Genomic DNA, 12,693 nt, shown 5'->3' on the forward strand with positions numbered 1-12,693 from the left:
CAGAACCAGAGTGATGATCTCTCAGGCGACCGCTCGTCTATTCAACTTGAGAAGTATCTGGAATTAGATCCCAATAAAGATGGGAAGTTAACAGCCGACGAGCTTCAGGAACTCGCAACAGCAGCTTTCGCCTATTTCGACAAAGACGGTGACGGTCTCCTATCCCCAACAGAAAAACGCGAACTTCAAGCGCGGAGCGAGATGATCACCCGTGCAGATAGCTTGGAGCGGCAGTGTCGGTTGCCGAAAGCTACAGCACGACAGAAAGTGTACCTGATCACTGCCTATGAAGGAGGCACTCTTTCGAACGTCTCCATTGTTGGCCAGGATGAAGTAACCGAAATCGCAACCATCGAGATCGCGGCTGGTTCTGAGCCGATCTATTTGGCAGTATCGTCCTTTACCCCAATGATCTGGCGTTTGACCGGGCACGTCGAGCGAGTAACAACCTTCTATGGTACAGGATGGACTGGGGTTGGCGTCACGGGCGTCCCCAAGGATGTCGTCACGCTCGTCTCGGATCGAGAATGCAGTCGTCGCTTTGAAGGCAAGAGCGGAAGCGCAACAACGCGCCAATTTCTACAGGCGCTAACGTCTTTGATCGGTCACGATATCGATGGCATGATTTCACGCTATACTTCGTTCAGTATGGCCCTTCCTTCTGATTTCCGAGCGGTCACCGATGAAGTCGAGGACGGTCGGTCTGCGAAAAAGCCTGACTTCAGCCTCGATGGACTTCCGTCACAAGACGGCATCATGCAATTCAAGCAAACTCTTGCCAATCTTAGGAGTTTCAGCCCTGGTGGCGTCGTGAATATCGATGCCAAAGACGTTATCGCCACTCGCATCGCCGAGCCGTACCGGATCCTTCCGCAACAAGCGGGATTGCTGCAGCTCTTGCAGAACGGGTCTCTCGTTGAACGGGGCCGGGAAACATATGTGGCGATGCGGGCTTTTGCACACTATCCTGCTGGTCTCGCAGGTGGCCACTCGGTTACTTTCCAGTTTCCCGAAGGAATGAAACTGCCCGAGGGAAGGCCCGGTCATTCAGAGGTGTATGTCGGCAAAACGAAACAGCTGCCGACGGTCCTTCGACAGTAGTCATTGCGCCGCCCAGATGATCGACTACGATCGGCCCTATCGCTCGCCCCAATGTCATCCCAGTGCGATAGTGTTTCCGTTGCAATGGGTCTACGTTCCCCAAGTTCGTGTGCAAACCTGTCGTGATGCACTTTGCAACTTCAAAGAGCAGGTCGGACGCGCTACCTTTCGGCATCTCCGACGAGTTGAGATGTAGATGCCTCGATATGTTTCTATCTCTGACGCGGCAGGCGTTTTGGCCAAGGCCGAACGCGTCTTGGTCATTGGTTGCTCGGGGGGAGGATAGACGACATTATCTGCGAAGGTCGCGCAACGGTCTTCCCGTTATCAACCTCATCACGCGGGTTCTTCAATATAAGCGGGTGAGCGCCGGGCGCCCGGCTTGGTCTGACGAAGGTCGCGCAAGCGTCCTGCGCATGGGCCATCGTGCAAATTGATTTAAACAAGGCAAATCGCGTCGAAATTTGATGATCGCCGCGTGGCGACGTCGCCGAATGACCGCGAAATGAAACCGCAGACCCGTGTTCCATAGGGTCATTCGGAGATTGTTTCGCGTATTGAACTTTCGCTTACATCGAATGCTCGTAATGCTAGAATGACGCCGGCGCGCGCAAGGATAGCAAGTACTGAAAAGAACGGATGGTGACGAAACGATGGCGTTCAGCAACTTGACAAATGCTCGCATAGCTTGAATCCGTAGGGCGATTTTGACGCACCAGCCACGTGCAAGCAACAACTTGTTAATTCGGATGTGTTGACATATATGGCAACCATAGAGAAACTTGTAGAAGATGAGGTCTTAATCAAGATCGATGTCCTTGATGATGCCACGCTGGAAAAGAGGAAGATCTACATTTTCCCGGAAGTTCGACAGTGGTTTCAGGATGTGCTTCCAACATTGAAAGCTTTCCACGAAGAGGACATCGCTCCGATTAATCAAGTTTGGTCACTCTTTGAAACGTTTTTGACCGGTCATGAATTAGAAGAAGGTGAAGAATACCGGCTCATGCGGCCGATTGAGAACGACGTCTACGAGTTAAAGAGTCCGGACACTCGATTCTATGGATGGTTTGTACGTGCTGGCATTTTTGTCGTAGTTCGTGCGGATTCTATGGAGCGTGTTCACACCTACGACCTAGCCTCTGGCTATAGAGGCGAGGTTGAAAGAGCGAGAGAAGGGATCGACCTCGATCCGCCAAAATACGTAGTGGGAGCGAAGAAGAAACATGTCTTTTCGACTTAAAATAGACCCTCGCGAAGCGGCTAGTACCACATTGATAAGTCGAACCGCGCGAGAATTGCGCAAGGCGTTAAACGTCAGGAAGGCGCATGATGGCATGACGCAGGCGGATGTTGCCGAGGTTCTTGGGACGGACAAAGCAACTCTAACAAAATGCCTGAGTGGCTTTCGAAACATTACGTTGAAAACACTTTCTGACATTGCTTGGGCTCTCGGCGGTGAGGTCGAAATCAACGTCAAGATGTCGAACTTAAAAAAAGGCGCAGAGATCGTTGATTTCGCTGCCTTTAGCGGGATGAAGGGAAATACATTTATTTCCTCGACAACAACTGAGGCGCCGGCAGCAAAGCAGGAAGCGGCCGCCGTGCAAACAGCGGTTTTGAAGTATGCGAGGTAATGTAGTCTTTTGCGATGATGTGCGGGTCGAGGCGAGCGGAAAGCACATACTTGTCGGCGTCTATCCAAATGGGTTGGCGTTCACCGGCGGGTTCCCCGCGCTTATACGCATAGTGGTATGGCTTCAAATGGCCGATCTGCCCGGCGGAAAGCACAACGTCGATTTCTTCCTTCGTGGTCCAGGATCGTCCGACAACGATGTTCATCATGGCGGAGAAGTGGATATAACGGCTCCGTGGCTCCCATTAACGTTCTCTATGGGACCTTTCGACGTGCCTGTGCCCGCCTCGGGAGATATTGTCGCATTTATCTCGATCGATGGTGGACCGTTAGAGAAGATCGGGGCTTTGAACGTCGCCCCCCCACTTCGCTGAAACTCATCAGTCCGTTGGGTGTGAACCAACAGAACATCTGGACGCACCGTCTGCTAATTTCATTGCCTTGATCGCCGGGGCGGGTCGCCGGGGGGATTCATCGGACTCGGGACCGGCATGCAAGGGAACGGCGTGGGTAGTCTTGTTTTAGTTTCCGGGTATGAAACTTTCAGGGGCCGAAACAACCCCGCCAGAACCGCCGGCAAACCCGGGTTATCCTCGATTGAACGGCGCTTCTGCCCGACGATCGGCATTTTTGTGGTATCTAATTACCTACGTGCTATCCTCACCCTGCCGTGAAGGGCAGTGTAACCCGCGCTGCATTGTGTTCTATCCCGAGCCCTTCCGAACCCGAGGAGGGCATCGAGGGGCCGATGTCAACATACTCCCGACTCGTGGTTGCGACGGCCCCGTGCACGGTTTTCGATGGGACTCACATGACAAAAGAAGCCGCCCAGATCAGCGCAACTTTACTATTGTTTGTTGCGATGAGCTGTTCTGGACCACGCGAGGATGGCCGCTCTGGGCGAGAGCGCGTGGCGGTTGGTGGTTTTCGTCGTTCTCACATACCTGGTCCCAGGGACTGGCCCGTCGATGAGGAGGCACACAGGATGGATCACCCGGTCACTCGCCAAAGAACATCGTCAATGTCCCAGGTGACATGTGCCCCGATCACCACCGTTGGCGGGGTGGTATCGACGTCTTGCTCGAGCGGTCGGACGGTGACCACCGGATCGTAACGCTGCTCCTGGTGCGGCGCTTACCGAAGATCGTCGAACGAGAGGCATCTCCCGCCCTCGGTCACCATAAGCAAACCTCATATGGCCATGACGCGTACTTATTTGCGTGGCGGGAGGCTCCCGCATACCCTTATCGAGAGGGCATTGCGAGCATTCGGCCAATCGGTGCAGCCATCGCAAATCTCCCTCGGGAACAAGGCAAAACGGGAGCAGCTGATGTGGCGAGGCCACGATAGACCCGAGCCTGGCACCTTTCCAAGCCGGGCAGCAGGACAAACACAGTCGAAGTTCAAAGTCGGTTTTATCCTGGCACGGTCGTTTACGCTCTCCGCGTTCTCCTTGTTCGTGGATACATTGAGATTGGCGGGCGATGAATTGGACAGGTCGCGCCGACTGCGCGCCGATTGGGAGGTTCTTGCCAATACCCGGCATCTCATTCGATCGAGCTGCGGAGTGAGCGTTGCGCCGACATCGGATCTTGTCGCACCTGAACGCTTTGACGTCATTGTCGTCGTCGGTGGGCTGCTCGGAACCGATCAGTCCTGCGACGCGGAGGCTCTTGCCTATCTCAAGCAGGCGGCAAAGGCACGTGTCCCCCTGATTGGACTATGCACCGGAACATTCATGCTCGCAGAGGCTGGCCTCATGGGCGCGCATCATAACTGCGTCAGCTGGTTGCATGTCGATGAATTCCGCGACCGCTTCCCGCATCTTCGCGTTCGCGCCGATCGGCTCTTCAATTTTGACGGAAGAAGGGGCTCGTGCGCCGGCGGAAGCAGTGCAGCGGATCTGGCTGCGTTCCTGGTGCGATCGCGGATTGGCCCTGCCGCGGCGCAGAACGCACTCGACGTGCTTCAGATAAATCACGCGAGACATTTTACGGACGCCCAGGCTCGTCTGCCGATCCGTCAGCTTACTGGCGACGGCACCATCGATAACCGCGTCAACGCCGTCCTGCTGACGATGGAGCAGAACCTCGTTGCTCCGAAAACAATCGAACAGCTCGCCGCCAGCGTAAGCGTCTCTCGCCGGCAGCTCGAACGCTTGTTCCGGACCATATTGGGGATGTCCCCTGCCCGTGCATATAGCGAGCTGCGCCTCAGACGCGCACACTACCTTCTCATCAATACAGATCGGCGAATAGTGGACATTGCGATTGATGTCGGTTTCGACAACGCATCGCATTTCTCCCGCGCGTTCAGGAAGATCCATGGGAGGAGCCCGACAGCTCTGCGGATCGACGGAGAAACCGTTCCATCAGTGTGATCCTGCAGCCTACGAGCTGAAGGGTGACGTGGGCCGGAGGGCGACCAGGATGCCGACATGATCCGTGCTGACGAAGCAACCAGCCCTCTGTCGTCGTTCGCCCCGGTATCCCTCACGATGCTCTCCATCACCCTTCTGCCGCAGGGGCAATACGCGCGACGGCCGTTGCGGTCACTTTCGATAAGCATCGGTTATTCCTGTATCAGGTGAATAAATTTCTGTAATGTCATTCGCGTCGATAAGTTCGGACTGCTCATCCAATCAGGAGGAATTTCCGATGACCGACGACATGCTTCACGTGATGAAATGGCACAATGGCGCGAAGGAGTTCTCGCCATTTTCCGACGAGGAAATGGCCCGGCGCCAGAAGGGCCTGCGCGACTGGATGGCGAAGAACGACGTCGATGCCGCGCTCCTCACCTCCTACCATTGCATCAATTATTACTCCGGTTGGCTTTACTGCTACTTCGGCCGCAAGTACGGCATGGTCATCGACCACGAGAATGCGACAACGATTTCAGCCGGCATCGATGGCGGCCAGCCCTGGCGTCGAAGCTATGGCGACAACATTACCTATACGGACTGGCGGCGGGACAACTTCTACCGCGCCGCACGGCAACTGACGCGGGGTGCCAGGCGCATCGGCATCGAATTCGACCACGTCAACCTCGAATACCGACGACAGTTGGAAGAGGCACTTCCCGGTGTCGAGTTCGTCGATATCGCCCAGCCCTCGATGTGGATGCGTTCGATCAAGTCGCTGGAAGAGCAGAAACTCATCCGGGAGGGCGCAAGGATCTGTGATGTTGGTGGCGCGGCCTGTGTCGCCGCCGTCAGCGCGGGCGTACCCGAACACGAAGTTGCAATCGCCACGACAAACGCAATGGTCCGCGAGATCGCCAAGTCGTTTCCCTTTGTCGAACTGATGGATACCTGGACCTGGTTCCAGTCAGGGATCAACACGGACGGCGCCCACAATCCGGTCACGAACCGCAAGGTCCAGTCGGGCGACATCCTGTCACTGAATACGTTTCCGATGATCTTCGGCTATTACACGGCACTCGAACGCACCCTCTTTTGCGACCACGTCGATGACACGAGCCTCGATATCTGGGAGAAGAATGTTGCCGTTCACCGCCGCGGCCTCGAGCTCATAAAGCCGGGCGCGCGCTGCAGGGATATCGCGCTAGAACTCAATGACATGTACCGCGAATGGGACCTGCTGAAATACCGCTCCTTCGGATACGGCCATTCCTTCGGTGTGCTATCCCATTATTACGGTCGCGAGGCCGGTGTCGAACTTCGCGAGGATATCGAAACGGTTTTGGAACCGGGCATGGTCGTATCCATGGAACCGATGGTCATGCTGCCAGCAGGCAAGCCAGGTGCTGGCGGCTATCGTGAGCATGACATTCTGATCATCAAGGAAGATGGGGCGGAGAACATCACCGGTTTTCCGTTCGGTCCCGAGCACAACATCATCCGCAACTGATGCCTGTCGCACACTATTGAATTGAAGTGGCGGGATAACCCGCCACTTTTCTCGTTTCTGTCAGGATGCTGAGGCAAACTCGGCTTGCAGCGCCTTCGCAATGCCTTCGACGCAGACCTGCAGCAGTATCTCACCCTTCTCGGCGGTCGCTTCCTTCGGGGAGGAAAGCGTGCCGCACACAGGTGTCCACTCGGGCTTGGCGGGATAGACATCATAGGGTGGAAAACTTGCCGGCGCATGGTCGATCGCCCGCTCGAGCGCAACCTGCTGCGGATAAAGCGCAAGCATGAGCGAAGTCTCAAGTACGCCGCCATGTTCCAGATCCCAGCCCGCAAAGCCATTCGGGTAAAGACACGCAATCGTCGCCTTGTCGACGAAGTCCCAGTAGGAAAGAACCACGATTTTCATGGTCTCGACTCCACCCCATCTCAATTCGCGCAGGGCAAGATCGATGCCCTCAATGATGAACCAGGAATTCTCGAAATGGCCGTTGACCAGGCATATGGACCGTACGCCATGACGCGCAAATTCCTTGATGACGTCCCGCAGGGCAGCCACCAGCGTAGCGCCATCAAGGCTCGTCGTGCCGGGAAGGTGATTGCCGCCGCCGGACTTCTGGTGCGACTTGTAGCCGTAGGTGAAAGGCGGAGCCACAAGGGCTCCGGTCATGCCTGCTACGCGGCGGGCGAATTCGACCGGCAGGAGTACATCGACGTTCATCGGCATATGATGGCCATGCTGTTCCATGGAGCCGATAGGGATCAGGATTGGCACCGATCCGTCCCGCACACGGGCATCATAATCGGGCCAGGAAAGTTCTGCGGCAAATACGGTCTGTTGAGACATGGCAAAGTTCCTCACATGGGTCGGAAGCTTTGATTTGATCCTCGTCCCTTGATATGGGAAATTTATAATCGTCATCGCTACATAAGGAATGCAAATCCGATGGGCAGTATCACGAACTTCCAGACAGACCTGTTGCGGACATTTGTCTCGGTGGTTGATCTTGGTGCCTACACCAAGGCCGGTGATGCGTTGGGCCGCACGCAGCCAGCAATCTCCTTGCAGATGCGCCGCCTGGAAGAGTTGGTTGGAGCTTCGCTATTGAAGCAGGTCGGTCGCGCGCTTGTGCTGACCTCGGAGGGCGAGATGCTGCTAAGCTACGCCCGCGAGATCCTGCGCCTGAATGACGAAGCTGCTTCCTATTTCAATCGGTCGAAAATAGCTGGCGTGTTGCGCGTGGGTCTGCCGAACGATTATGCCGTTGCATTCCTGCAAGGCGTCATTACCGAATATACCTCCCAGCACCCCGAAATTTCCCTCGAGCTGCATTGTGGCTGGAGCGCGGAAATCCTCGAACGGTTGAATGCCGACGATCTTGATATCGTCGTTGCCATGGCCAACAGCGAACACACACAATATCTATCGCGGTCGTGGATCGAGCGCCCGATATGGGCTGCCGCCGAAAACGGAAGCCTGGACACGGTTAAGGGTATACCGCTCGCCGCCCATCCGGAGGGTTGTGCCTATCGCGCCCGCATGATCCAGGCACTCGATGCCGCCAGGGTGCGCTGGCGAATTGCCTATACCGGCCCCGGTATTGCCGGCCTCCAGAATGCTGTTGTCAATGGGCTCGGTGTCAGCGCACTCACACGCTACACGATGCTGCCCGGCATGCGCGCCCTGACGCAGGAGGACGGTTTCCCGCCTCTTGCCGAGATCCGGGTCGGATTATTTTACAAGCATCCGCGCCTGTCGGATGCCGGTATTCGGCTGGTCAATCATGTGATCGCCCGGCTTGACGAAGCCGGCGTCTCCGGCGACCCGACACGGCGTCATGTCGAGCTTGACCGCCAATAAGCATTCCAAATGCGGAAATTATTTTAATTAATTTTCCAAATGCATCGGCGCTGCATAGCCTTTTGCCAACAACAGCAAAGGGGAATGCAATGACCAACACCAGTTCTGCAAGATCGACCCGGCGTCAGTTTCTCAAGACCACAGGTGCTCTGGGGGGCGCCATGCTTGCCACCCCGTTGCTGAGCCGCCGCGCCTTCGCCGCACCGACAGAAATCACCATGCTCGCCTGGTACGGTCATGCCGAGCCTGACGTGGTCGCGGACTTCGAAGCCGAGCATAATGTCAAGTTCAAGCCGAAATATTACACCGGCGGCGACAACATGCTGGGCCTGATTGCCCAGTCACCACCCGGCACTTTCGACATCATCCTGTCCGACGCGGAATATGTCCAGCAGCTCAATGCCGCCGGCTATATCGAGGCGCTCGACCCGAAGGACTATCCCTTCGACGACTACTTCCCGGAGTTCCAGAAATTTGCCGGCCACTGGCAGGACGGAACGCTCTATTCGGTCTTCACGCGATTTGGCTTCCTCGGTGTCGCCTACAATACCGAGGCCATCACCGAGAAGGAGGCGATGACCTACAACGTCTTCTGGAACGAAAAGCTGAAGGGCAAGGTCGGTCATTTTGACTGGCATCTGCCGAACCTCGGCGAAATCAGCCTGCTCAATGGCAACGCTGCACCCTTCGACATTGATGCGACAGCTTTCGAGAAACTGAGAGAGAAAACCACAACGCTGCGACCGCAGATTGGCGGTTTCTTCGACTACGGCGGTACGTTCTCTTCGCTGCAAAACGGCCAGATGCTGGCAATGGCCGGTATCGGCGACTGGATCACCGGTACGCTCGAGAAGAATGGCGCAAAGGTCCGCAGCGTCATCCCCGCCGAAGGTGGACTTCAATGGACCGAATCCTTCTCGATCGGAAGGGGATCGTCAAAGGCGGATATAGCAAAGAAGTGGATCCAGTACATCACCTCGGCAAAGGGCCAGGTGAAGTCTGCAAACATGGCAGCCTACCCGGCGCTCATCCCCAACCAAAAGGGGTGGGAACTGCTCGCAAAGGAAACGCCCGAGGAAGCCAAGCGCCAAGGCATGCTCCTTAACGAAAGCAATGTGATGGACCTCATCCGCTCCGGCCGCATCCACTATCGCCAGCTTCCGATACAGCAAGGCCTGGAAGACTGGAACGACTTCTGGTCAGACTACAAGGGCGCATGAGACCTTCCGTCGCCGCGGCCTTGGCAACAAGCATTACGCCTGTTGCCGAGCCAGACCACGCCACGAAGCGGCCGGCGGTTTCGTCTCGTTCGGGAACCCTAAGAATGCGGAAATCGATCACGCTTTACGGGCTCACCTTTTCGGTGCCGCTCCTTGTCTGGCAACTGACCTTCTTCCTGGCGCCGCTAATCTTCCTCATGGCGCTCAGCTTCTGGACCGTGCGCAACTTTCGCATGGAGCCAGCCTTCGTCTTCACCAACTGGACCTATGTCCTTAGCCGCGGTGTCTTCTGGGAGGCCTATCTCAGGACCCTCGGTCTTGCCGCAACAGCGGCAGCGATCACCAGCGCAATTGCCTTTCCCTGTGCCTATGCCGTCGCGTTCAAGCTGTCGGAACATGCGCGGCGCTGCATCGTCTTCTTGATGGTGCTGCCATTCTTCACCAGCTACCTCGTGCGGATCTATTCCTGGCAGATATTCCTGTCTGACAACGGCATCTTCAATGCCCTGTTTGCCAAGGTAGGTATCGGACCATTCGGAATGCTCAATTCCGTGTTTGGCCAGCTCGTCGGGTATCTCACGCTCAGCTTGCCGCTGGTCATTCTGCTGCAACTGTTCAGCCTGGTCTTCGTCGACAGGACGTTGATCGAGGCGGCGCATAACCTTCGCTGCGGCCGCTTGCGCACTGTTGTCCAAGTCGTCATTCCGGCTGCCAAGGTGGGCCTGGTCATTGCAGCGCTGTTCTGCTTCATCCTTACGTTTGGCGACTTTGTAAGCCCCCTCTATCTCGGTGGCGGCGATCCGCCAACACTGTCCATCCTGATCACGGACACCACGAAATCCGGTCAACAATGGCCGCGTGCAGCAGTCATCGCGCTTGTCATGATCGCGACCCTTCTCGCTGTTGCCTTTGCCGCCGTTCGTTTTGCCTATCGGGAGCGCGGGCAATGAATCACAATCGCAACCTGGCAATCGACCTGGCCCTGCAGGCCTATATCGTGCTCGCCCTCGCTTTCATTTTCGCGCCTATCGCCGCAAGCTTTGTCTTTTCCTTCAATGTCGACCGGTTTCCCTCGCTTCCGCTCGGAGGATTCTCGACCGTCTGGTACAAGGCAGTGGCTGCCGACCCGCTCGTCTTTGAAGGCTTGCGCAATACCCTTATCGTCGGCATCGCCGTCTCATGTGCTTCGACGCTCCTCGGCTTCGGTGCAGCCTATACTGATTTCCGCTACCGGTTCTTTGGCAAGACGATCTATGTCGCCCTGGCGCTGCTGCCCCCGACGATTCCGGTCGTTATCCTTGGACTTGCGATGCTGGCCTTTCTTTCAAGCGTCGAGCTCTCAGGGGCCATTCATTCGGTCATCATTGCGCACGTGGTCATGTGTGCACCGTTTGCGATGGCAATCACCCGCTTGCGGCTTTCGCAGATGGACCCGTCGCTGGAAGCAGCCGCATGGAACCTCGGTGCGTCGGAATGGCAGGCAATGGGCAATGTGATCATCCCGTTCTGCAAGCCGGCAATCTTTGCCTCTCTCATGATCACCATGGCCGTGTCCTTTGACGAGTTTGCGGTATCATGGTTCGTGTCCGGTCTCAACGAGACCCTGCCGGTGAAAGTGCTCGGCTTTTTGCAGGGACAAGTCAGCCCGCGCATCAACGTCATCGGCACCTTCGTCTTCCTTGCCTCAATCACATTGGTGATCGTCGCTCAGGCCCTTCTCATGAAGCGAGGCAACCCACCATCCTCGATCAACAATGGAGCCCGGCAGTCATGACAGAGCAGCCCCTGGTCGCTTTCGACGGAGTTACGAAACGCTACGGCAATTTTACCGCCGTCAGCCCAATCCACCTCGAGATCAACAAGGGGGAGTTTCTGGCCATCATGGGCTCCTCGGGTTGTGGCAAGACGACGACGCTGCGCATGCTCGCGGGTCTGGAAACACCGAGCGATGGCGAAATCCGGCTTGCCGGCAAACGCATCAACGAGCTGCCGACATGGCAACGCGACACGCCGATGGTCTGGCAGAGCCTGGCGCTCTTTCCGTTCCTCACGGTCCGGGAAAACATCGAATTCAGCCTGCGGATGCGCGCCGTCGCGAAAGAAGAGCGCCGAGAACGCGTCGAGAAGTGGCTGGAGCGAATGCAGATCTCGGAGTTCGCCGACCGGAATGTCGCCCACCTTTCCGGCGGCCAGCGCCAGCGCGTGGCGCTTGCCCGCTCGCTGGTCACCGAACCAGAGATCCTGCTGCTCGACGAGCCGCTCTCGGCGCTTGACGCCCACCTCAAGGTCCGGATGCAAACAGTGCTCGCCAACCTGCAGCGTGAGCTTGGGATCACCTTCGTCTATGTCACCCACAGCCAGTCGGAAGCCTTCTCCATGGCCGACCGTGTCGTGATCATGAGCCGCGGCAAGATCGAACAGACAGGCACGCCGCAAGAGATTTACCGGACACCTCGCACGCGCTTCGTGGCAGAGTTTCTCGGTTCGTCCAACATCTTCCCCGGCAAGGTGACTGCTGCCGCTGCAGGCGCCATGACGATCGCGACGCCTGTTGGCGAATTTCGTGTTGCCGATACCCCTGCCCGGCAATTGTCTGCCGGAGACAAGGCGACGTTTGCGATCTCTAGCGACTGTATTCAGCTGACCCCGGAGCGGCCTTCCGGTGAGTGGAACTGTCTCGAGGCTTCCGTCGTCGGCGAGGAATTCGTCGGCGCCACCGCCGTGGTTCATCTGGAAGCTTCTGGTCATATCGAAATCAAGGCACAAAAGAGCCACGAGGAATTGGATCGCCTCAAGCTCGAGCCTGGCGGGCGGATCTGGGTGTCATGGCGTCCAGAGGCATCACATATCCTTCCCGGCGAGACATGAGCATCATCATCCCATCGCCCGTTGTTAGCTTCTGAGCACGCCCGCGACATCATCGGCCGATCGGGGCGCTGAGGACACGACGGTGGAGCCGGCACGCAGGACAACTTGCGCCTTTGCATTCAGTTCATCGACGCCC

10 protein-coding genes and 1 pseudogene are annotated in these 12,693 nt (G+C 56.8%); 10 read left to right on the plus strand and 1 reads right to left on the minus strand.

All coding sequences use genetic code 11. The features are described from left to right. The 5 genes and pseudogenes from AS026_RS04655 to AS026_RS04680 all read left to right on the plus strand — a co-directional run. A pseudogene (locus AS026_RS04655) lies at nucleotides 1-1,101 on the plus strand (hypothetical protein); the annotation flags it as partial. Nucleotides 1,102-1,864: 763 nt separating this feature from the next. Further along, nucleotides 1,865-2,344: a hypothetical protein gene (locus AS026_RS04660; RefSeq protein ID WP_062368757.1), complete on the plus strand. Its 480-nt coding sequence runs from the start codon at nucleotides 1,865-1,867 to the stop codon at nucleotides 2,342-2,344. Then, the gene (locus tag AS026_RS04665) at nucleotides 2,328-2,738 is read left to right on the plus strand and encodes a helix-turn-helix domain-containing protein (RefSeq protein WP_082728433.1); all 411 of its coding nucleotides are present in this window, start codon (nucleotides 2,328-2,330) and stop codon (nucleotides 2,736-2,738) included. The genes AS026_RS04660 and AS026_RS04665 overlap by 17 nt, the downstream gene beginning before the upstream one ends. A 1,329-nt stretch (nucleotides 2,739-4,067) precedes the next feature. Continuing rightward, nucleotides 4,068-5,117: a GlxA family transcriptional regulator gene (locus tag AS026_RS04675; RefSeq protein ID WP_062368760.1), complete on the plus strand. Its 1,050-nt coding sequence runs from the start codon at nucleotides 4,068-4,070 to the stop codon at nucleotides 5,115-5,117. A gap of 277 nt (nucleotides 5,118-5,394) precedes the next feature. After that, entirely contained in the window at nucleotides 5,395-6,609 is a 1,215-nt protein-coding gene (locus tag AS026_RS04680; RefSeq protein ID WP_062368761.1) for a M24 family metallopeptidase, read from the plus strand. 60 nt (nucleotides 6,610-6,669) lie between these two features. Here the strand turns inward: AS026_RS04680 and AS026_RS04685 are convergent, their stop codons facing one another. Then, nucleotides 6,670-7,455, minus strand: coding sequence for a creatininase (locus tag AS026_RS04685; protein ID WP_062368762.1), 786 nt, complete (start codon nucleotides 7,453-7,455; stop codon nucleotides 6,670-6,672). Between the two features lie 99 nt (nucleotides 7,456-7,554). Between AS026_RS04685 and AS026_RS04690 the strand changes: the two genes are divergently transcribed. The 5 genes from AS026_RS04690 to AS026_RS04710 all read left to right on the plus strand — a co-directional run bounded on the left by AS026_RS04690 (nucleotide 7,555) and on the right by AS026_RS04710 (nucleotide 12,557). Beyond that, nucleotides 7,555-8,469 carry a LysR substrate-binding domain-containing protein gene (locus tag AS026_RS04690; RefSeq protein ID WP_062368763.1) on the plus strand — a complete coding sequence of 305 codons (915 nt, stop codon included), beginning with the start codon at nucleotides 7,555-7,557 and terminating at the stop codon, nucleotides 8,467-8,469. Nucleotides 8,470-8,558: 89 nt separating this feature from the next. Beyond that, entirely contained in the window at nucleotides 8,559-9,689 is a 1,131-nt protein-coding gene (locus AS026_RS04695) for an extracellular solute-binding protein (protein WP_062368764.1), read from the plus strand. A gap of 104 nt (nucleotides 9,690-9,793) precedes the next feature. After that, complete coding sequence (locus AS026_RS04700; protein ID WP_062368765.1) at nucleotides 9,794-10,639, plus strand: ABC transporter permease; 846 nt, start codon at nucleotides 9,794-9,796, stop codon at nucleotides 10,637-10,639. Next, entirely contained in the window at nucleotides 10,636-11,463 is an 828-nt protein-coding gene (locus AS026_RS04705; protein WP_062368766.1) for an ABC transporter permease, read from the plus strand. Before AS026_RS04700 ends, AS026_RS04705 begins: the two co-directional genes overlap by 4 nt. Next, the gene (locus AS026_RS04710; RefSeq protein ID WP_062368767.1) at nucleotides 11,460-12,557 is read left to right on the plus strand and encodes an ABC transporter ATP-binding protein; all 1,098 of its coding nucleotides are present in this window, start codon (nucleotides 11,460-11,462) and stop codon (nucleotides 12,555-12,557) included. Before AS026_RS04705 ends, AS026_RS04710 begins: the two co-directional genes overlap by 4 nt. The last annotated feature ends 136 nt before the right edge of the window (nucleotides 12,558-12,693 follow it).

It is taken from the genome of Rhizobium altiplani, from assembly GCF_001542405.1.
GTDB classification, from domain to species: domain Bacteria; phylum Pseudomonadota; class Alphaproteobacteria; order Rhizobiales; family Rhizobiaceae; genus Rhizobium; species Rhizobium altiplani.